The sequence below is a fragment of the Paradesertivirga mongoliensis genome, from assembly GCF_024436395.1.
Classification (GTDB): Bacteria; Bacteroidota; Bacteroidia; order Sphingobacteriales; family Sphingobacteriaceae; genus Paradesertivirga; species Paradesertivirga mongoliensis.
Genome location: NZ_JAFMZO010000004.1, coordinates 26,556 through 47,012, shown reverse-complemented (window position 1 = coordinate 47,012; position 20,457 = coordinate 26,556). Strand labels below are relative to the sequence as shown.

The window sequence follows — 20,457 nt, the reverse complement described above, 5'->3', positions numbered from 1 at the left end:
AAAGTAAATGACTGCTAAACATTCGACAAAGCTAAGTTTGAAAGCAAGGGTAATTATCGTCTTAGCAATAATTGCTGTTATTGCACTTGGAATAACTGCCTTTTCATACTATTTAAAATATTTTGGCCCCAATGTATCTAACAAGGAGGAATACCTCTACATTAAGACCGGGTCAGATTTCGAAACAGTGTATAGAACCATCAGGGACAAAGAAATTGTGAACGATTCTGTTGCCTTTCGCCAGACAGCTGAAACGATGAACTATCCTCAGATGGTAAAGCCCGGTAAATACCGCCTTAAAGGTGGAATGAGCAACAGAAAATTCATTGCCATGCTCCGGAGCGGCGACCAGGAGCCGGTACAACTGAAATTCAAGAACCACAGGTTGAAAGAGAATATGGCGGCCTATATTGCCACGCAAATAGAAGCCGACTCGAGCTCGATCGTAAGCCTGCTCGACTCAACGGAGTTTGTTGAAAAATATGGATTTAACACCGACAATGTGTATAGTGTGTTTATTCCGAACTCGTACGAGATCTATTGGAATACATCCGCAAAGCAATTCTTCGACCGGATGTACAAAGAATATCAAAAGTTCTGGACGCCTTCGCGCATAGCCAAAGCAGAGAAGATTGGTTTATCGAAAACCGAGGTAAGCACCCTGGCAGCTATTGTGGATGCCGAAGCTTTGAATGACAGCGAGATGCCCACCATTGCTGGCTTGTACATGAACCGGTACAAAGCCGGTATAAAACTTCAGGCCGACCCTACGGTTATTTTTGCCAATAAAGATTTCACTATCAGACGTGTATTAAACCGCCATCTAACCAAAGATTCTCCTTATAATACCTATGTTTACAAAGGACTGCCTCCGGGGCCTATCATGATGCCAAGCATTAACGCCATCGATGCCGTACTAAATCATGAAAAACATAAATACATATTCATGTGCGCTAAAGAGGATTTTTCCGGATATCACAATTTTGCTGTTACCCAGGCAGAACATCAGGCAAATGCCAGAAGATTTCAGCGGGCGCTTAATGAAAGAAACATAAAAAAATAATGTATACCCATCAAACAAAGGTACGAGTACGATACGGTGAAACGGATCAGATGGGCTATATGTATTATGGCAATTATGCCGAGCTTTATGAAGTTGGCAGGGTAGAAATGCTCAGAAGTATGGGCATGACTTACAAGTGGATGGAGCAAGAAGGCGTGATGATGCCTGTTCTGGAAATGCGTTGTAAATATATCAAACCTGCGCTTTACGATGAAGAACTGACCATAAATGTGATTCTTGAGAAAAAGCCGGGTGTCAAAATTCATTTTAAGTACGAATTTTATAACGAGGCAAATAATTTAATTCATGAAGGAGAAACGACACTTGCCTTTATCAACATGAAGAACAACCGGCCATGCCTGCCGCCTGAAGAATTTCAGAACCGCATTAAAGAATATTTCTACTAAATATGCTCTGGCTCCATAAGATTCTTTTAAAAACCAGGTTATATAACATGTTCATTGACTGGACAAAGGTGGTAGTGATACCTGGATTCAGTCCGCTGCCGCTTTATACAGTCGGCACGTTTTTTTTTCAGGAGATCAACAAAGACTCCCTGCTTAACAAAGCATCTTCACTTGCATATAACTTCATGCTGGCAATATTTCCGGGGATAATTTTTGTGTTTACACTGATTCCATACATCCCTATTGAGGGCTTTCAGGATCAACTTATCGGACTGCTGGCCCTCGTACTTCCTTACAACGCCTTTGAAGCTGTTAAAGGCACGCTGGAAGAGATTATCAAGCAACAAAACGGAGGCTTGTTGTCATTCGGTTTTTTCGCAGCTCTTTTTTTCGCTACCAATGGCGTCATTAATCTAATGCAGGCGTTCAACAAATCATCCTTAATTATTGAAACAAGGGGCTGGTTGAAACAGAGACTGGTAGCTATCACCCTCACTTTCGTGATGTTCCTGGCGTTAACGATCGGCTTAACGATCATGACGGTTGGAACTTTCGCTGTTAAATTTGCCGAGAGTCAGTTAGAGTTCAGAGATTCGTTTTGGTTGTATTTTGCCGATATGCTAAGATGGTTCATCTTAGTCTCCGTATATTTTATTACTCTTTCGATTTTATATCGTTACGGTCCAACACACACCAAAAAATGGAAGTTATTTAGTCCGGGTGCCTGGCTCGCCACAGTTTTAGCCATCCTTACATTTTGGGGGTTTGGTTTTTACATAAACAACTTTGGCAACTATAATGAAGTTTACGGATCTATCGGAACCTTGATCGTGATTATGATCTGGTTATATCTAAATTCTCTGATCATCCTGATTGGCTTCGAATTAAACGCCAGTATCGACCTTTCAAAGCGAAGTATTAAAATCGTTAAGCCAAAATTTAACACCTTCAAGGACGAACCCGTGCAAGAAAAGCTTAGCAAAAACGGATAAAAACGATTTTATTGCTCTGTAATTCAAAGCTCTATCCATTATCAGCAAAAAAAACATCTTTCACCCTTGTAGATTACGGCGGAGTTTGTACTTTTGCCCCCGGAGAGCTGGCAGAGTGGTCGATTGCGGCAGTCTTGAAAACTGTTGAACTGTAACAGGTTCCTGGGGTTCGAATCCCTAGCTCTCCGCAGAAATAAAAAGCCTTTTTACGTGATGTAAGAAGGCTTTTTTTATTGGATGATATTTCCTGCTCAAATTTCGGCGTATCTCTAACATCCACACCTGCCGAAAATAGATATTCAGATTATTTAGGAGTCCGGAATACGTTAAGATTTAAAAAGTCTGAGAAGAGACGATTTACAATTCACCGGAAATCTAATTAGCAATATGTTGTGCGATTCGGACGAGGTGAGTACCTCGCTTATTGAGACTATACGATGCCTGGCGTATCGTTTAAATTGCTTTTTTTGTCGCGAAATCTTTTGATGGTATAAAACGCAGCTGCACCAATCAGGAGCCCTACACCGCTATCGATTGGGGCATCGGGTCCTTCTTCACAAAGAGGATCAGGACTGAACGCACAGTCTTCCTCCTGCGCAAACAGGCTATGATTACCGAATAGCAGACCAAGAAGTAAGCAAGCAAAAAACTTTCTCATTTATTCTTTGATGAACTTCTCAGTTCCAACTTCTTTATTTTGACCATCAATAGCTTTCAATATGTATACTCCTGTAGGCAAGTCGCTCACATTATATTGCGACTGATCAGCGTTCAGAACGGAAAAGCTTTTAATTTTTTGCCCCCCCAAACTGTAAATCGCGAGTTGACCTTGTTTCACATCGTCTTTATAGATTACATTCAACGCATCATTCACCGGATTAGGAAATATCTTAAAATACGGCTCGCTTGAATCCGGTGCATAATCCAGAGACACTACATTGGTGTAAGAGTATTTTACCGTGTCTTGCAATTTGAGTCTGTAATAGTTTAACCCATTTTCGGGTTTCTTGTCAATAAACCTGTAGGTACCGATGTCGTCTTTACTTATGGCTCCGATTGTCTGAAATACATTTCCATCGGTGGAGCGTTCAATCACAAACAATTCATTATTATATTTTGAAGCTCCCGACCAAGTTATTTCAGAGCCACCGTATACTTTCTTTGCCGAAAAATTCGCGAGGTTAAGTTGTGGATGAAAGACAAGCTTGAATCTATTTCCTCCAAAGCTTTGGGGAATTTTTCTGTCGATGCTGAATTCGTATATTGAATTTGTAACTACTGGCTCAGTCTTTTTCAGGAACGAGTCCTCTAAAAAGACCTGAGTAGCCCCTAACTGCGATAGGTCGGTAAAATTTAGTTGATGTTTTCCAGAAATGGAGGTTGAAACATAAAGGTCAACTTCAGTTGGTTCTGTAGGTTCGGGAAGAGAGTTTATAGATAGATTCTTATTATCCTTCGATTTGCTTAATAAAACTACAGGATTTCCCGAAAAATAAAGTCCGTCTTCATTATTGTCATAATTGACCGTGGCATTGTCTCTAAAAATCAACAGAGCTTCTTCCTGGGCATCCATGTTTTTTACATTAAATCTCAGAACCTTTAAGCCCATACGATGAGGTGGTGCCACAAGGGTGCTGGTCGCCATAGTTAACCCCATTAACTCCTTACGGGGCGCCGACAAAAAACGCATAACTGTACCCGATACAGGATAAGGGTCCTTGCTGCCCTCTGCGAATGTCAGTTTCTGAGATGCCGCATTTGCTTTCACGTAAAACGCTTGTCCGGGCATAATATAGCGGGTACCCTCGTTTGCTCCTATCCCCGTTCCCAGCCCGGCGTCGGTGATGGTATACTCGGCAAAAGAGCCATCCTGCTTCACCACATAAATAACTGGCGAAATATCAGCACCAGCACTCACACTTGCGTTGTAAACAGCGTGCCAGTCTATAACCGACGGGTACGGGTTACCTACCAGATTTGTCCCGATAAATATGTCAGAGTCGTTGTTGTTTGTATATGATAGATTAACTTCAATCGGACCTTGATTTATGGGGCCGGTATAATCAACAAGAACACTTTCCGGAGTAGCAAAAGGAGCGACAACTTTAGAGCCCGTAGCTGAGCTACCGGAAGCATCGTAATTATCAGTGCGATTGCCTCTGTAGTATAGGAAAAACCCTAAGCCTTGAATTACGGGATCTGTAATGTTTGGAAGTACAGTAAATTGCGAAGTGCCTAATGCAGCTTGCTCATTATACGTCTTAATGGTTGCACCGTACGGTGAAGCCGAATTTCCTTTGTCGAAACCATTGGTTGTACCAAGGTTACCGGTTATAATCAATTTCGATTGTAATTGCTTATAAGTTTTGTTACCTAGAATCAGCCCATCGTTGATAGGCGACGATAGCCCCTTCCATACTCGATATCCATCGCTTCCGCCAGTAAGATATGATTGGACAATAACATTATTTGAAACCGAGGCGCCGTTTATCAAAGGTCCGATACTGGCGTGTTCGGAACTGGTTGCGAGTAACGTTAAATTACCATTAGCATCTAGTTGAGTATTATCACTCACCGTTACCAATCTCGAAACAGAAGTTAAAGGTGTATTTACAGTTTTAGTCCCCGAGCCCGAGGCTGTTAAATTGTAGAATGCTGTAGGATTTGTTCCGCCGATACTTTGAGCCGTTGCCCCGTTAAATTCTACAGTTGAACCGGTACCAGAAAAAACGCTATTTGCCGCATCGTTCACCCAATTACCGCCCAACGTAATTTTACCACCTGCTGCACTATTAACTATTAAGCCTCCGGCTTGATTTGTCAAATTCCCCGTGGCGCCGCTGATATGAATATTTGAGGTATTTGTAATAACTATTTGAGCACCGTTATTAATCAGGCCCTGTCCGCTGGAAAATTGAACAAAAAGCAATCCAGCAACCAAACAGAAGTGTTTTTTTGTGAAGCTAAATAAACCTTTTTGCATTAAACGGGGCGTTAAATGAACAAACATTAGGCCTCTATACGCTTTTTTAACAATTAGGTTACTTTTTGGTAACCGGAGGCAGAGTTGCCGGCCCGGGAATCGCTTTCGGTCAGATAGTGTTGGCACGATCTTTCTGGTATATATTATCTGTTAATTAATAACACCCTGCCATGAACCACGAAAATGAGAACATAGAATCTTCCGCAAACCCCAACGGGCAGCCGAATTCGGCTGACCCCGATTCGGATAAAGTAATTCGAGAAGACGATGATCAGCAGCTTCTTCCCGAAGAAGATGATGATGATAAAGTTGAAAAGGATAAAGACGATGATTTTGACGAAAACTATGGCACTTTAGAGGATGGCCACAACGACCTGGCAACGCCTGAATCTGACACGGGAGTAGATAACCTGGAGTAGTTGAGGGCTTTATCTACCTCGCCGCAATGGTTGAAACCTGGTTTAGAGCTTCAAGAGCATCCTGCACCTTCTTCCATTCCCTTGCTTTTTTCTTACTCATCCTCCCGGAGGGCTGCGCTCCGGCGTAGAACGCCAGAAGGTTGTCTTTGATTTCCGCGCTCAAATGCGCAAAATCTTTTTCCTGTAGCCTGAATAAGAGGGTTGCATAATTGTCATCAGCTATTACGTACTCTCCGAACACAGTCTTATGTCCAGTATCGAGGGTACGGTTAGGTAAATCGACTGATGACGAATTTAATCTAGTAATGGCCGCCTTGTAATGTACCAGTGTAGTGTCAAAGCTCTTAATAAACAGGGCTTCCGCTTCTGGCGTGGGCGCTTTAAATTTAAGTTTTGCGAGCGGACCAATTTTCGGCAAAAAAGGCATAATAAAAGAGATCACCGTTGGGAAAAAGCCCGCCTTCTGATGATCTCGCCCGAACTCGTGATAATAGGTACGGTTTTTCATCCTGTAGGAAAACTTCCGCGCTGTGAGGGTTGAATCTGTTTTTCTTAAATCATCTTTCTTGCTGGCCCAGGCTGTTCTTACAATATTCGGGAGAAGAGATTTAATCGTCCAGCGGAAAGTACTGATGGCAACCGACATACTGCCAAACACATCATTTACATCAATACCATAAACCCTGTAAAACGCCTTTTCAACAACAGGCCGAGCTACATTAAAACCAATAAAATCATGATAGTCCTTAGATGCGTAGTTGCCTCTCGCCGTTTGCAAAACATCAAATGCCAACTCCATCCTCGAATGAGAAACTTTATGATCAGCATAGGTAACCACGTTTCCAAATTCCTCTTTTACCTTCGGATAAACCAGGGGCACCGCCACATTTGTTCCCAGTTCGTGGCCATAATTGTCGGCCATATAATGGGCCAGCGAGCCGAGTGCGAAAGCATATTCGTTTAGCGTTTCGGCCTCTTCCAGTAAAGCCTCTACATAATCCCCGGTTCTTACATTATGCACAAAATCTGTATAAATCATGCTTCCGAACGGACTGTAACCAATGTCGGGCATTATTGCGCCACCATAGGCATACGAATGAGCTTCCAGCAGTTGTTCCGGACTGGATGCCGGATATTTAGCTAATAAAAGCGGCCGGATACCCTGCTCCCAACTTGCGTCGATAATCGCCTCGTGTGTAAGCAAAGAATAAGCTTTTACAGACCTAAGCCAGCAGACAGATAAAAGGAAGAAAACAATCAGGAATTTCGGCTTCATTCAAATTGGTTAGTAATTAACTAACATCGAAAATTAAATAAAGTTCGAGGGCACAAAGGGAGTAGTACAGATGTAGACACAAGAGTCCTCTGTAGCAGACATATTTCAACAATACCAGACAGCTACGCTGTAAGTTGCCGCTGTACTCTGCTCATTAGTGTTTGTTCGTCGAAAGGTTTGAGCACAACATCATTGGCTCCAACACCGGCTATCGTGTTATATATTTCTGAGGCGGCCCCAGACATTATAATAATTGGAATATGGTTGGTTTTAGGATTACTTTTTACGCATTGACATATCTCCCTTCCATCAAGTTCACCGAGGAAAATGTCGGTTAAGATCAAATCAGGCTTAAATTCTTCAATCCCCTCAAGCACGTCCTGACCGGTTGCCGATGTAATAACCTGGTAGCCTTTATATCTAAGCAGAAGTTCAACGGTATCTCTTACGATATCATCATCTTCTATTACAAAAATCCTTCGCTGCTTCATCGTTTCCACGTCATAGGTGTGTTTCAATGTAATTTCTCACAAACACGGTGCCACTTTTGTAACAAATGTTAACAACTTCGTCATATGTATGTAAAGCCCGGGTAGCATTTCCAGGTCCCTGCAGCCCTGCTTTTCATTGCAATTTCCACCATCCGAAACCGCCGCGGGCAATTATACTTCAATCAGGTAGACTGCAAAATAAAGCCTTTGTCCGCAACCGAACAAAGGCCCAGGCACAGCCGCCTCGGGCTTTGTACCTAAATACTACAGGGAAAGTGAACCAGACTGTATCCAGATTATTGAATATTCTTGAAAAATTGAGGAATGGTGCCGTACTGAGGTAATTTTCCATCCCATTTTTCCAGCATTTGCTGCTGAATAATAAGCGGGGTAAGAGATTGCTGTTTTAAGCGGTTAGCCTCTGCCTCTGCCCGCGCTCTAACCAGAAGAGCTGCGGCTTCACCTTCGGCTTTGGCCTTACTTACCGTTGCTTCGGCGATGGCCTGTTTAGCCTGATTTTCGGCTTTTAGCCTGGCTTGTATCGAAGCGTTCTTTTCGTCGATCATTTGCCTTAAAGAAGCGGGCGGGCTAATAGCAGAAGTGAGCTGATCGTAAATAAAGCCATCTTTACCAAGGTTTTTTGATAGGATGATCTGAATTTTATCTTCAAACTTTTCCCGGTTAGACATCACCGAATCGGATGTAAACGAGTTTGCAACTATGCGGTAGGCATCGTAAATGGTATTGCGCATAAACTGCTGTTCGATTTCGGAAAGCGATTTACGGTATTGGCGATAAATTTGAGGAACCATAGCAGAATTGATGTGGTAATTCAATTTCGGATCTACCTGAAACTCTGCAGCGTCTTTTGTGGTAACTACAAATGGCTCATAATCTACAGATTGCGTAAAGGTTGGGAATTCAACGATTTTTGTAGTCCAGGTATTATACCAAACCCTGCCGGTTACTATAGTGATATTATCCACTCCGCGGTCAGAACCATATAAATTTATTTTGATCCCCACGTTACCCGCGTCGATGTTCTCGTATGTAAAGGGTTGAACAATCCAGAAAACACACAGCAGCACTACAAGGACGACCGCCTTAATAATTTTTGAACGGGAAGGACTTCTTCCTTCCTCTGATAAATAATTCATATAAATTGTTTGATAAGTGACTTTAGGGGCGAGTAAAGAAGGATTATAGCAAGCAGTATTTCAAAAACACCAATTAATACACGAAGGTTAGAGGGCTGGCTGATTTGGCTGCATCCGGCAGTGATTAAAAAGATCGCCAGAAGCACTTTTAAAGCTACTATAAAGATTTTCATTACTGTGATTAGGTAATGTAAATGTATTAAAGTAGGCGGTTAAAACAAGTATAGTCCAGGCTATTTTTCACATTTACAATGTTCAATCTTCGGGCTTCTCTTTCGGGGCCGCCATTTTTACAATTCTGGGTTGGAATTCGGCGAGAATTTCTACCAGATCGGTTTGTGCGGCCATCACATCATGAATGTTTTTATAAACCATAGGCGCTTCATCCAGATCTGATCCCAACAAGGTAATCTTTTTATTGAGCAGTTCTGCTTCAACTAAATCACGCTGTAAAGTTTTAAACGCTGCGCTCCGGCTCATCAAACGCCCTGCTCCGTGAGAGGCAGAATTGATCGATCGGGCCTCACCTTTTCCTTTTACCACAAATCCGGGAGTACTCATAGAACCCGGAATAATTCCTAAAACGCCCTTTCCAGCAGGCGTGGCACCCTTCCGATGGACCATCACCTCTGTGCCGTCGGCAAGAGTTTCTTTCCAGGCGAAGTTGTGGTGATTCTCAATCCGCAAAACGGGCTGAAGCTCCATCGCCTTAGCAATTTTGTTATGTATTTCGTGATGATTAGCAGAAGCGTAATCCCCAGCCAGGTTCATGGCAATCCAATACTCCTGCCCTTCTTCAGTGCTCATATCCAGCCAGGCCAGATGTCTTGCTTCTTTAGGAAGGTGTGTCTTTTTCATCGCGATAGCAGAATAGTGGTTTGCGATGCTTCCTCCAAACCCGCGTGAGCCCGAGTGAGATAAGAGGGCAAGGTATTTGCCGGCGCTCAATCCGTCAAGAGCCCCCGGAGCGACGTTTAACTCGCCCCATTCTACAAAGTGATTTCCTGTTCCCGAAGTACCCAATTGGGTATAAGCCTTATTTTTTAGCGAGCGGATTACTGAAGTGGCATTCCATTCCGGACGATCAAACAAGGAAGTATCGTAATGCTTTTTTGTTACTCCGCCCATACCGAATACCGTATGGTCTATCAGTAACTTTCTCAGTTTATCTTTTGAAGTGTCTACTGTTTCTGCAGGAAGATCAAAAACACTTAAACACATGCGACAGGCAATATCTACCCCTACCGCAAAGGGGATAATGGTGTTAACTGTTGTTGCTAAAACGCCGCCTATCGGCAGCCCATATCCATGATGCGCATCGGGCATTAAAGCGCCGGCTACCGAGACAGGCAATTTCATAGCGGTGTTCATTTGATCGAGCGCTCCGGATTCTATATGCTCTTTTCCAAAAACCGGATATTCCGGAACATTATCCCTTAGCAGGGTATTGCGATCGTCTTTGACAATTCTTCCCTGGTTTTGAAGCTGGATAACTTTATCCGCAAGATTACTAAACTTACCATGTAGCTCCTGTGCATAAGGAACCGGGTTGTTTAGAAGGGATGCAAGGTTAGAAAGAATGATGTGTTTGGACATCACCCCGTGCTTGAGCAGTCCGTTAGCAACGCGACTAAACTCAACCAGGAGTTCGATATCAATTACGCCCAGAGCACTGATCTCTGAATTGCTGACCTTTTCTTTTTCCATCTTTACTTACAGACAATCCTCGTAATAAAGGCTTTTTTGTGAGCAACAAAAATAGGGCCCCGGGAGTTTCGCAAGTTGATCGTATAGATGCTTTTCCTGAGCGCAGCAACAATTGCGGGTACTTGTGAACTAAGTACGGGTGCTTGTGAAGGATCTGCAGGTGCTTGTGAACGATCTGCAGGTGCTTGTGAAGGATCTGCAGGTGCTTGTGAACAAGCTGCGGGTGCTTGTGAACGATCTGCGGGTGCTTGTGAACAATCTGCGGGTGCTTGTGAACGATCTGCGGGTGCTTGTGAACGATCTGCGGGTGCTTGTGAACTGGAGATTTTCCCCTAATGGGTAAGATTCCAATAACGGGTAAAAGTGATGCCCCCACCAACAAACGACTAACGTATTTATTAGTGGGACACCAACGCTGGGCACGAGAAGCCCTAGTTCTGGGCCAGCTTCCCTGGTTCCTCTTCTTTAATCCATTTAATGGCGTATTTCTTCTCAAGTCCCGGGCGAAGCTGATCCTTCATCTTCTCGGGAGCAGAGATGGTTTTAGGATCGCCATCGGAAACAAAGCGGGTTTTATGTTTTATCTGGATTTTCATAAAGGTTTCAGGATTTTCGGTGTGTTCTCCTGCCTGAACCCGTTGAATGGCCAGGGGTTTAAAATCTTTGGAATACGGCGATACAGAGCTTACAGATCCAACCAACAGAACGGCCTGATGATTATATTTAATACCTTCGAACTCTCCTTTCGACTCGAGAGCCCTATTTTTTGCATGCATTCCAAGTGGTAAAGCCATGGTTCTCACCTCGTAATCAAGAATAAAAGCCTTGATTTCTTTTACGAACATGGAAAGGTGCTTCTGAACTTCGGCATCAGTAAGTTTAGAAAGCATCGAATGATACCAGTTATGACTGCCTATTTCATATCCGTTTTTTACCAGCCATTCTAACTTTTGCTTCTGATATTCGGGCTGAGCAAAAAGGCGTAAAGTTGGCTTAATGGCCGGAAGTACATAAAAGGACGCTGTGATCGGGAAATCTTTATGTTTCTTTTTAAAATCTTCCATGATTCCCAAAGCACAGTTCGGGTCGATCACCAGTTGACCGTCTTTCTCAATATATCTAAACTGACCTGCACTCGAATCGTCCAATGTTATAGCAAAAGGAGTTTTACCTGCTGGCACATTTAGATTACCATGGGCGATATCCAGAACCGACACCGGATAGAAATCGTTATCGTAAAGCATTTGCAGATCTTTCCTGAAATTTTCGGGAGTTCTTCTCCATCTGTCTTCGGGATAACCGATGAGATGATATTCCAGAACCATCACCTTACCCAGCTCGTTAGGTGTGTAATCAGTATTTTTAGGTTGAACTACCACCGTCTCTGCCGGTTTGGAAGCGCTGGAATCTACAGAATCTGCAGACGATAGCGTTTTGCTGCCACTTTGAGAACAGGAAATTGAAAAAAGACTTGAAATGGCTAAGGATACAATAAGAGCTTGTCGTCCGAATGAGAGCATAGTTGGAATTATTAAATGATTGGGGCTGATTAATTCGTTGTCAAAAATATGTATTGTAACGTGAATGCCAATTAAATTGTATGAGGATGCGAAATTATTTAACCCCGGGGAATTCTCTCCAGGATCCTCTTCCGTGGCCTGTGTCTCCACAGGCCAAAATTAACAGGTAAAATGGTCGGTGGGGAAGACACGAGAATTCGCTCCCGATTCTCCGTGCACCACGACAAAAATCACAGAAATGAAAAATTATTATCGTTTCGGGCAATTCGTCCATAAAAACCCCATTTTTGCGCTCCATAGCGATTCATGATGATAAAAACGAGACACCCATTAACCCTTGTGGGATTTATTATTGCATTTGTTGGCGCAATATTATTTTCGACCAAGGCCATTATGGTAAAGCTGGCTTTTGCCGAAGTAAAGGTCGATGCTCTTTCACTTCTCACACTTCGAATGATATTTTCTCTTCCCTTTTATCTTATCGCGGCTTTCCTCATCAGCAATAAAGAAGGGAATTTAAAGATGTCGGGTAAACAATGGATCTACCTGATCTTTTTGGGCTTGTTTGGGTATTATTTAAGCAGCCTGTTCGATTTTATCGGACTGCAATATATCTCGGCTGGTCTCGAACGGCTTATTTTGTTTTTGTATCCGACATTTGTGGTGCTGATTAATGCAGTTATTTACAAGCAAAAAATTAACACTAATCAGAAAATAGCCCTCCTGCTTACGTATACCGGCATTGGTTTAGCATATTTCGGCGAACTGAAGATCGATGCAGTTAACCCTAACTTTTTCGCAGGTAGTCTTTTGATCTTCTTGTGTGCCATTACCTATGCCATTTATATTGTAGGCAGCGGCAGACTGATTCCGCAAATTGGAGCGTCAAAATTCACAGCGTACGCCATGCTCTCGGCAACAGCAGGCATTTTTATTCACTTTCTGCTGGATGGTAAATCGACGGCGGTTTTTGAAACCGAAGGTTTGCTGTGGTATGGTGTACTGCTCGCTATAATCGCTACAGTAATTCCCACGTTTATGCTGTCGAGCGCATTAAAACAGATTGGATCGAACAATGTGGCCATTATATCGAGTGTGGGGCCGGTATCTACCATCATTCAGGCTCATTATTTTTTAGGGGAGGCTATTTTTGCTGAGCAAATTGCCGGGACGGCACTGGTGGTTGCTGGGGTGTTGATTCTGAGTATTAAGACTGATAAAAAACAAACCGAAAATTTAGTGCCTATACAGAAGGTAAGTTCAGATTCATAATCCGAGAAAGCGGTTTAAAGTAGAAATGACCTGTGGGGACACAGGCCATGGAAGGAAAGACGGTAAGTTCAGATTCATAATCTGCGAAAGAGTTTAATGAGAAATGGCCTGTGGGGACACAGGCCATGGGAAAGAAAGCAAGTCATGGCTTATCAACCCCGCGAAAGCGATTTCTGTTAAAATAAGGTTGCCATTTTCGACGATATAAGTTCGTTCGCTTTCAAATCCTGAATTAATTTGTGAACCTCCTCCCTCAATTTTTTAGGATCATGTTCAAATTTATCCAGCATGGCATCGAGTTTCGCCTTTACTTTTTGGCTGTAAACGCCGTGATAGGTAACATCGTGAAACGCACCTTTATTCTGCAGATCGGTTAAGCTAACCTGGTGTACCGGCAGGTGCTCGGCGCCCTTTATTCCCCGCTGGGTGGGCAGCGCCAAACTGTTGGCCAAATCGTTGTGATCCCATCCGCCATGACTACGCAGCACATCAAACGTTCCATGATTTAAAAACCCCCAGGGAATAACGTGATGTGCGTTCCAGTCCCGGCCACCGCTGGCCCAGGCGGGAGCGGTCATACGGCTTCGTAACTGAGTTCTCTGGGTTTGCCGGACGGGTTTATTGTTCCTATACACTCCTGTTTCCGGCAAAGGTATATTATCCTTCACCCCGTACCCGCCCATTTCGCTGAACTCGTCGTCGAGATTATTGGCTTTGGCATCCAGTTCGTCGATAAATTCTTTGTCGAGGGTTCTGGTTTTACACTCTGCTGAAGAGCGGCACCACACTCCAGTTTTTTTGTTCCGCTTCCAGGTATGAGAATTGGGGAGCACTACCATGGCATCGAAATCCGAATCGGGCTCTGCCGGCTTACTGGGCCGGGTTTTCAGCGCTGTTTCCATTTCGGCTTCGAGGTGGTCGGCATCCAGCTTTGCTACATCATCCTGAGTTGCTGATTCTGCCAGCAAATTCATCCGTTGAGCCTCCGACATTTTGTTCTTCCGGTCGCTGCCTTCCTTAATTTTTTTAGCTGCGGCCTTTGGCAGCTTATCCATCAGTATTGAGCCCAGTTTCTGAATGAGTAGCTGAAACGTGGTTTCGTAAGCCTGAGCAAGTTTTGCCGACGAGCGCTGCATACCCGTTACTTTAGTGGTTTCGCGCGCCTCATCGAGAAGCTTAATAAACGAACTAATTAGTAGTGCTAATTCAATTTTATCTTTGGTATCCTCAAACAGCTCCCATAAATTATAGATCAACGAGATTGCCCGCCCCCAGGGCCCTGCCATCCCGATGCCGGTCATGATGGCTTTTCGCTTGGCCTTGTCTTTTATCGTATCCTTGAGGATCTCCATCAGAATTGTATCGAGATTTGCCAGAAGCGCGGTAATGCCCTGTGCCGCAAACCCTTTTTCAATCGACCAGGTTATCGCCTCCACTAAACGCTCATTTTTACCGAGGCCGGCAATGCGGTAATCGGCATTCGTCAACGATGTATTAAAATCGTTAAATGCGCTTGTTCCGAAGGTTATAAAGTGCTTTTCGCCGTTCTCGCGTGCTTTTTGAGCCAGCAGGCTGAGCTCCAGATATGGGCTTCGTCCGCCTGCATAAATATCCTGAAGCCAGGCTGCTCCAATTATACCCAAGCCGGAGAAGGCCCCCTTGTGGGCAAACTGGTAAAAGTCGTCGACCTTGGTAAAACCGCTGGGATATTGTTTTCTGAAAAGGTGAATACTCATGGCGTTAAAGCTTTGCCATTTGAATATCCCGGCTTTTATCCATTCCTGGTATACGGCAGAGCGGAAAGAAAAATCGGCATAGGCTACCAGAGCGTGGACGTACTTCTTCATCGTTTCCGAATGCAGATCAACCTCTTCGGGCGAGAAAAAGTGATCGTACATCCATGCCTTCTGCGGCATTTTGATCAGGGAAGGAGCAGCTTTTGATTTGACAAGCGAATAATAACTCAGACTAAGCGAGGGGATAAAAGATACAGGCAGACCGTTGTACGACATGTCGACACTCAGCGAATTCATACTTGCATAATAGTCCTTTTGACTCGAGCTAAAACCGAACGTAATATTTTGTCCGATGTAATCTGCCGGCGTAATCAAAGGCCTTACAATCTCCCAGGAGAATTGCGGAAAAGCATCGGCCGCGTTCTTTCCGATGATGTACCAGTTATCAATAAAGTTTTCAGGCGTTAAACCGAGGCCGATGTTCACATTCAGGCGGTTCATGGTTTCGGCTTCGCCGGATGACTGCGTATCGATATTCGCCTTGACTGCATCGAGATAAACCGGTCCTCCGCCCTCCTCTGCGTAATAGGTATCGATCACGCTCTGACGGTAGCCGCCGTCGTCGAGCCTCATCAACTCCGTTTCGATCAAAAGCCGTTTCCTGAAAGCCTGAGCCCCGCTTCCCAGCCAGTCCTTGGCTTCGTTAAGTTCGTACTCTAACTGTTTGTCCTCCTCTGTAGGATCTGCTCCGGAAGCATCGCCGGTATTTTCATCCTGAGTTCCGGTAGCGTTCTGTGCCGCCACTGCATCCAGTTTCGACATAAATTCAACTAAAACAAATTCAGGATCCTTGTCGTTGAAAACCTTTTCCCCGCTTTCGGTCCCCGCATCTCCCGAGGATTCGACGGCTTTATCCTCCTCTTCTCGTTGAACCGCGGGCAATTCTTTCTCATCGTCCTGTTTTTGCAAGCTGCCTGACTGGGAATTGCCTTGCTGAACAACGTGTGTCAATTCATGAGCCAGCAGGCTCTTCCCCTCGGAAGTTTCTGGCGCGTACTGGCCTTCGTCGAAATAAATATCTTGCTGATGGGTGAAGGCTTTGGCATGAATCTGTCGGCTCATAATTGATGCCGGGGTTCCCGAATGTATGCGGACATTGGAAAAATTACGATGAAAGGTATTTTCCATGAAACCTTTCGTTGGCCCAGGCAAAGCCGAGCCCTGCCCCTTCGAGTCGTTTAGGGATGATTCGAATCTCTTTCTTTGAAGCGCTTCTTTATCATCAGACTCCTCGCAATCTGCACAGCTTCTATGAACCTGAGGCCGGGCACCAAAAAAATTACTGGATCTATCAAAAAAGCCAGGCCCGTCAGCTTCCTTTCTAAAAAAAGGCAGTTCGGAGTCTTTTCCGGGGGATGGAGTTTTTTGTCGGGCGGTTAAAGGCCGTGTTCTTCGTCTGGTAGCTTTCATTGAGGCAGTATAAACGATTAAAGCTACAGAAGCAGGTTCCGTGCAGCTAAACAACTTTCTTCGGACGTGCAGGCCAGGTAGCCAAACCAGGCTGCAACCAATATCTAATATACTGAATATCAGTAAAACATAACAACTTGAAGCCAGAATGGTTCAGCGTATATTTCAAAAGAAAAAGGCTTGCAAAAAGCTGTTCGAAGCGAGCGCTTCTATACCTTCACGGTCTTCCATCCCCCCCTGTTAAACAGCCATAGCGTGAACAAACCGACAGAAGTTTCTGAAATGAATACGGCCCAAAACACGCCGGATTGCTGCCACCCAAGCATAATTGCCAGATAATAAGAAAGCGGGATCTGGATTAACCAGAAAAATACAAGGTTAATATATGTCGGTGTTTTGGTATCGCCTGCCCCGTTAAAAGCCTGGGTAGACACCATCCACCATCCATAAACAAAATAAGAGAAAGAAAGTATGCGGAGCCATTCGGCCCCCACCGCAATTACCTCGGGGTCGTCGGTAAAAATCTGCATCAAACCATCATTAAAAAAGAAATAAACAATAGAAACCCCCACCAGGAAAACCATATTATAGCGGCCCGTTTTCCATACGGCAGATTCGGCCCGATCGGGATTACCGGCTCCAAGGTTCTGACCCACCAGTGTGGCAGCGGCATTTGAGAGCCCCCAGGCCGGCATCATGGTAAACATCATAATGCGAATGGCAATGGTTGAACCAGCAACGGCTTCACTTCCTACTTCGGCAAGTATTCGCATGAGAAAGATCCAGGAAGTCATGGCTACAATCATCTGGCCAATGCCGCCGAGTGATGTCCGCAGAATTGTAAGCATACTTTTCACATTTAGCCTGATTTGCGAATAAGCTACCTTAATATGTTTCCCGCCTTTAAAGAGAATCCAGAGCTGGGTGAGCACTCCGGTTCCGCGACCGATATTGGTTGCTATAGCTGCTCCCTCAATACCTAATGCAGGGATGGGACCAAAGCCAAAGATCAGGACAGGACATAGAATAATGTTTATACCGTTTGCGATCCAAAGGATACGCATGGCAACGGCCGCGTCGCCGGCTCCCCGAAAAATGGCATTGATTACAAATAAGAGCATAATCACAACGTTCCCTCCAAGCATCCATTTGGTATAATGGTAACCATGCTCTATGGCCCATTGATCTGCACCCATCAGCGCAAGCATATCTTTGGCAAAGAAAATACCGGCAACCGCAAAGGGCAAAGAGGCCAGGAAAGCCAGCATAATAGATTGAACAGCGGAAATACCGGCATCCTGCATATTCTTTTCTCCCACCCTTCGTGCAATGATAGCGGTAACCGACATGGCCAATCCCATGCCAATGGAATAAAGCAGAAACAGGTAGGTTTCGGTAAGGCCAACGGTAGCCACAGCGGAGGGGCCCAGCTTGCTTACAAAATAAATATCAACTACAGCGAAGGTCGACTCCATCACCAATTCGAGGATCATAGGCACGGCCAGGAGGAAAATGGCTTTTTTCATAGGAATCGCCGTGTAATCCTCTTCGGTGCCCCGGATGGCGTTTTTCAGATGCTGCCATATGGAATCCTTTTTTGATGGCAGGTTTTGATCAATTACTGCAGTATTGTTGCTGGTCTCTTTCATTGTACAGGTTTTCATCGGGTATGCAAATTTGCATTTTTTGTTTGGCCGATTCAATAAAAGTAGAAAACAGCCGTTTAGGATTAAGGTGTGTAATTTGACAAAAAACGGGGGTATTGCGACAGTCACCATAGATTTGACATCGCTTTTTTACCATCGATCTGTCACTTTTTCAGAAAACCTGTGTTAACATATAATTCACGTATAAAACTTTCAAATGAAGATCAATTTTAATATACTGGTTTCGTTTTCAGCGATTCTTTTTAACACGGCTGTGCTGGCTCAATCCAGTACTTCCGTAGCCGGGAAAACAAAATTCATTGATCCATCTCATATGGATACCAGTGTTAAACCAGGTGATGATTTTTACACCTATGCCAGCGGTACCTGGATAAAAAACAATCCGGTACCGGCTAAAGAAACCCGCTGGGGAAGCTTCAACGTGCTTCGCGACTTTAACATTAATGCCGTAAAAAGCTTGCTAACGGATGCGGCGAAAAACACTAAGGCTGCTCCGGGTTCGGTGGAGAGACGTGTTGGCGATTTCTATACATCGGGCATGGACAGTGTGGCTATAGAAAAGCTTGGATTCAGCCCGATCAAGTCAGACTTGCAAAGAGCTGGTTCGGTTAAAGATATCAATGCGGTTTTGAATGAGGTTGCAGGGATGCGGACTTACGGCGCCGGTTCTCCGTTGTTTGGCTTTTATGTTGCTCAAGATCGTAAAAATGTAACAAATATGATCTCTCAATTAAGTCAGGGCGGGACGACCTTACCTGATCGCGACTATTATTTAAAAAATGATGCCCGCAGTTTGAAGATCAGAGAGGCTTACAAAAATTATATCAGCACGTTATTCACTCTTACCGGAAGTTCAGCGGAAGCGGCAAAAATAAACGCGGAAACTATTATCCGGCTGGAGACGAAACTGGCAGAAGCGCAATTAAGCCGGGTTGAATTACGCGACCCTCAAAAAACCTACAATAAATTTGCGCTGACCGATCTTAGTAAACTTACTCCCAACATAAATTGGACACAGTTGCTTCCAAAAATGAGGGTAAGCGGACAAGATTCTATTTTGGTAAATAACCCGAAATTCTTTAGCGAACTCAATAATCTGGTGGCCGCTACCCCCGTTCGCGATTGGCAGCCTTACCTGCAATGGAACGTACTAAAAAGCGCCGCACCGTATCTCAGTTCTGCGTTTGCAAATGCAAACTTCGAGTTTAACAAGGTGCTTACCGGCCAGAAAGTGCAAACGCCACGCTGGCAACGCATGTCGTCGTTAACCGACAATACTTTAGGAGAGCTATTGGGCCAGCTGTATGTTGCAAAATATTTTAAGCCCGAAGCGAAAGCCCGGATGCAAACGCTGGTTAACAACCTGGTTAAAGCTTACGAAATACGCATAAAAGGGCTCGACTGGATGAGCGACGTTACCAAACGAAAAGCATTGGACAAGCTCCATGCCTTTACACCCAAAATAGCTTACCCCGAAAAATGGAAAACCTATGATGGCCTGCTGATAAACAAAAACACCTTCTTCGCGAATCTCAAAAATGCTGAGATCTGGAGCTATAACGATATGGTTCAGCGATTAGGTAAGCCTGTTGATAAAACAAGGTGGAGCATGACTGCGCCAACCGTAAACGCCTATTACAATCCAGTAAACAACGAAATAGTATTTCCCGCAGGGATACTACAATTTCCGTTTTTTGACCCTAATGCCGACGATGCGGTAAATTATGGCGGCATTGGTGCTGTTATCGGCCACGAAATTTCGCACGGCTTTGACGACTCGGGCAGTCAGTATGATAAAGATGGTACCCTGCGTAACTGGTGGACTGATGAAGACCGCGCAAAGTTCAAAGCAAAGGCAGAAGCGCTTCAGAAACAGTTTGACGACTATACGGTACTCGACACACTGCATGTAAATGGGAAACTTACTTTGGGTGAGAACATTGGAGACCTGGGCGGATTAAATGCAGCTTATGAAGCATTCAAAATGACCGAACAGGGCCAGTCGGACCAGAAGATTGACGGTTTTACCCCCGATCAGAGATTCTTTCTTTCCTGGGCGCAGGTATGGAGAGGTAATATTTTGCCAGAGACGGCGGCCCAGATGATTATTGTCGACAGCCATTCGCCCGGCCAGTACCGTACCATTGGCGCTCCGGTTAATATGGATGCCTGGTACAAAGCATTTAATGTGCAGCCGGGAGATAAACTTTACAAAAAGCCGGAAGACCGGATCAAAATTTGGTAAAAACCGAAGAGTGTAGAATACAAATGTAAAGCGCTCTCAGATATACGAATAT

General features: G+C 44.3%; 17 protein-coding genes and 1 tRNA gene. 8 read left to right on the top strand and 10 right to left on the bottom strand.

Annotated features, from left to right (window positions below):
- Positions 1-7 precede the first annotated feature (7 nt).
- From mltG to J3P43_RS15620, 4 genes are all read left to right on the top strand, one after another.
- Positions 8-1,063, top strand: a complete 1,056-nt coding sequence (gene mltG, locus J3P43_RS15635) for an endolytic transglycosylase MltG (protein ID WP_255904136.1) — start codon at positions 8-10, stop codon at positions 1,061-1,063.
- Complete coding sequence (locus J3P43_RS15630) at positions 1,063-1,470, top strand: acyl-CoA thioesterase (protein WP_255904134.1); 408 nt, start codon at positions 1,063-1,065, stop codon at positions 1,468-1,470. Before mltG ends, J3P43_RS15630 begins: the two co-directional genes overlap by 1 nt.
- Positions 1,471-1,472: 2 nt before the next feature.
- On the top strand, positions 1,473-2,462 hold the full coding sequence (locus J3P43_RS15625; RefSeq protein WP_255904132.1) for a YihY/virulence factor BrkB family protein: 990 nt from the start codon (positions 1,473-1,475) through the stop codon (positions 2,460-2,462).
- 101 nt (positions 2,463-2,563) lie between these two features.
- A tRNA-Ser gene (locus J3P43_RS15620) sits at positions 2,564-2,650 on the top strand.
- Between the two features lie 242 nt (positions 2,651-2,892).
- On the opposite strand, the gene J3P43_RS15615 is transcribed toward J3P43_RS15620, so the two are convergent.
- Together J3P43_RS15615 and J3P43_RS15610 are read right to left on the bottom strand one after the other, a co-directional pair.
- Positions 2,893-3,120: a PID-CTERM protein-sorting domain-containing protein gene (locus tag J3P43_RS15615; protein WP_255904130.1), complete on the bottom strand. Its 228-nt coding sequence runs from the start codon at positions 3,118-3,120 to the stop codon at positions 2,893-2,895.
- Positions 3,121-5,445, bottom strand: coding sequence for a T9SS type A sorting domain-containing protein (locus J3P43_RS15610; protein ID WP_255904128.1), 2,325 nt, complete (start codon positions 5,443-5,445; stop codon positions 3,121-3,123).
- A 170-nt stretch (positions 5,446-5,615) separates the two neighbouring features.
- Here J3P43_RS15610 and J3P43_RS15605 point away from each other — a divergent pair, with 170 nt between their 5' ends.
- Positions 5,616-5,864 (top strand): hypothetical protein, encoded by a 249-nt coding sequence (locus J3P43_RS15605; RefSeq protein WP_255904126.1) that lies wholly within the window; start codon positions 5,616-5,618, stop codon positions 5,862-5,864.
- A 13-nt stretch (positions 5,865-5,877) separates the two neighbouring features.
- On the opposite strand, the gene J3P43_RS15600 is transcribed toward J3P43_RS15605, so the two are convergent.
- The 5 genes from J3P43_RS15600 to J3P43_RS15580 all read right to left on the bottom strand — a co-directional run bounded on the left by J3P43_RS15600 (position 5,878) and on the right by J3P43_RS15580 (position 10,495).
- The gene (locus J3P43_RS15600) at positions 5,878-7,140 is read right to left on the bottom strand and encodes a zinc dependent phospholipase C family protein (protein WP_255904124.1); all 1,263 of its coding nucleotides are present in this window, start codon (positions 7,138-7,140) and stop codon (positions 5,878-5,880) included.
- A gap of 122 nt (positions 7,141-7,262) precedes the next feature.
- Positions 7,263-7,658, bottom strand: a complete 396-nt coding sequence (locus J3P43_RS15595; protein WP_255904122.1) for a response regulator — start codon at positions 7,656-7,658, stop codon at positions 7,263-7,265.
- A 269-nt stretch (positions 7,659-7,927) separates the two neighbouring features.
- Positions 7,928-8,788 carry an SPFH domain-containing protein gene (locus tag J3P43_RS15590; RefSeq protein WP_255904120.1) on the bottom strand — a complete coding sequence of 287 codons (861 nt, stop codon included), beginning with the start codon at positions 8,786-8,788 and terminating at the stop codon, positions 7,928-7,930.
- Entirely contained in the window at positions 8,785-8,961 is a 177-nt protein-coding gene (locus J3P43_RS15585) for a hypothetical protein (protein ID WP_255904118.1), read from the bottom strand. Before J3P43_RS15585 ends, J3P43_RS15590 begins: the two co-directional genes overlap by 4 nt.
- Positions 8,962-9,043: 82 nt before the next feature.
- The gene (locus J3P43_RS15580) at positions 9,044-10,495 is read right to left on the bottom strand and encodes an RtcB family protein (RefSeq protein WP_255904116.1); all 1,452 of its coding nucleotides are present in this window, start codon (positions 10,493-10,495) and stop codon (positions 9,044-9,046) included.
- A 145-nt stretch (positions 10,496-10,640) separates the two neighbouring features.
- On the opposite strand from J3P43_RS15580, the gene J3P43_RS19595 reads away from it, so the two are divergent.
- The gene (locus J3P43_RS19595; protein ID WP_305121789.1) at positions 10,641-10,838 is read left to right on the top strand and encodes a hypothetical protein; all 198 of its coding nucleotides are present in this window, start codon (positions 10,641-10,643) and stop codon (positions 10,836-10,838) included.
- Positions 10,839-10,926: 88 nt separating this feature from the next.
- Here the strand turns inward: J3P43_RS19595 and J3P43_RS15570 are convergent, their stop codons facing one another.
- Positions 10,927-12,165, bottom strand: coding sequence for a polysaccharide deacetylase family protein (locus J3P43_RS15570; RefSeq protein WP_255904114.1), 1,239 nt, complete (start codon positions 12,163-12,165; stop codon positions 10,927-10,929).
- 156 nt (positions 12,166-12,321) lie between these two features.
- Here J3P43_RS15570 and J3P43_RS15565 point away from each other — a divergent pair, with 156 nt between their 5' ends.
- A complete protein-coding gene (locus J3P43_RS15565) occupies positions 12,322-13,287 on the top strand; it encodes a DMT family transporter (protein WP_255904112.1) in 966 nt (321 codons plus the stop codon).
- Between the two features lie 176 nt (positions 13,288-13,463).
- On the opposite strand, the gene J3P43_RS15560 is transcribed toward J3P43_RS15565, so the two are convergent.
- Together J3P43_RS15560 and J3P43_RS15555 are read right to left on the bottom strand one after the other, a co-directional pair.
- Complete coding sequence (locus J3P43_RS15560) at positions 13,464-16,493, bottom strand: eCIS core domain-containing protein (protein ID WP_255904110.1); 3,030 nt, start codon at positions 16,491-16,493, stop codon at positions 13,464-13,466.
- 209 nt (positions 16,494-16,702) lie between these two features.
- On the bottom strand, positions 16,703-18,157 hold the full coding sequence (locus tag J3P43_RS15555) for an MATE family efflux transporter (RefSeq protein ID WP_255904108.1): 1,455 nt from the start codon (positions 18,155-18,157) through the stop codon (positions 16,703-16,705).
- Between the two features lie 199 nt (positions 18,158-18,356).
- Between J3P43_RS15555 and J3P43_RS15550 the strand changes: the two genes are divergently transcribed.
- Complete coding sequence (locus J3P43_RS15550; protein ID WP_255904106.1) at positions 18,357-20,405, top strand: M13 family metallopeptidase; 2,049 nt, start codon at positions 18,357-18,359, stop codon at positions 20,403-20,405.
- Positions 20,406-20,457 lie beyond the last annotated feature (52 nt).

What these genes read in the sequence shown, in the direction of transcription:
- mltG (WP_255904136.1), top strand. Translation starts at nt 8, where the DNA reads ATGACTGCTAAACATTCGACAAAGCTAAGTTTGAAAGCAAGGGTAATT.
- J3P43_RS15630 (WP_255904134.1), top strand. Translation starts at nt 1,063, where the DNA reads ATGTATACCCATCAAACAAAGGTACGAGTACGATACGGTGAAACGGAT.
- J3P43_RS15625 (WP_255904132.1), top strand. Translation starts at nt 1,473, where the DNA reads ATGCTCTGGCTCCATAAGATTCTTTTAAAAACCAGGTTATATAACATG.
- J3P43_RS15615 (WP_255904130.1), bottom strand. Translation starts at nt 3,120, where the DNA reads ATGAGAAAGTTTTTTGCTTGCTTACTTCTTGGTCTGCTATTCGGTAAT.
- J3P43_RS15610 (WP_255904128.1), bottom strand. Translation starts at nt 5,445, where the DNA reads ATGCAAAAAGGTTTATTTAGCTTCACAAAAAAACACTTCTGTTTGGTT.
- J3P43_RS15605 (WP_255904126.1), top strand. Translation starts at nt 5,616, where the DNA reads ATGAACCACGAAAATGAGAACATAGAATCTTCCGCAAACCCCAACGGG.
- J3P43_RS15600 (WP_255904124.1), bottom strand. Translation starts at nt 7,140, where the DNA reads ATGAAGCCGAAATTCCTGATTGTTTTCTTCCTTTTATCTGTCTGCTGG.
- J3P43_RS15590 (WP_255904120.1), bottom strand. Translation starts at nt 8,788, where the DNA reads ATGAATTATTTATCAGAGGAAGGAAGAAGTCCTTCCCGTTCAAAAATT.
- J3P43_RS15585 (WP_255904118.1), bottom strand. Translation starts at nt 8,961, where the DNA reads ATGAAAATCTTTATAGTAGCTTTAAAAGTGCTTCTGGCGATCTTTTTA.
- J3P43_RS15580 (WP_255904116.1), bottom strand. Translation starts at nt 10,495, where the DNA reads ATGGAAAAAGAAAAGGTCAGCAATTCAGAGATCAGTGCTCTGGGCGTA.
- J3P43_RS15565 (WP_255904112.1), top strand. Translation starts at nt 12,322, where the DNA reads ATGATGATAAAAACGAGACACCCATTAACCCTTGTGGGATTTATTATT.
- J3P43_RS15560 (WP_255904110.1), bottom strand. Translation starts at nt 16,493, where the DNA reads ATGAAAGCTACCAGACGAAGAACACGGCCTTTAACCGCCCGACAAAAA.
- J3P43_RS15555 (WP_255904108.1), bottom strand. Translation starts at nt 18,157, where the DNA reads ATGAAAACCTGTACAATGAAAGAGACCAGCAACAATACTGCAGTAATT.
- J3P43_RS15550 (WP_255904106.1), top strand. Translation starts at nt 18,357, where the DNA reads ATGAAGATCAATTTTAATATACTGGTTTCGTTTTCAGCGATTCTTTTT.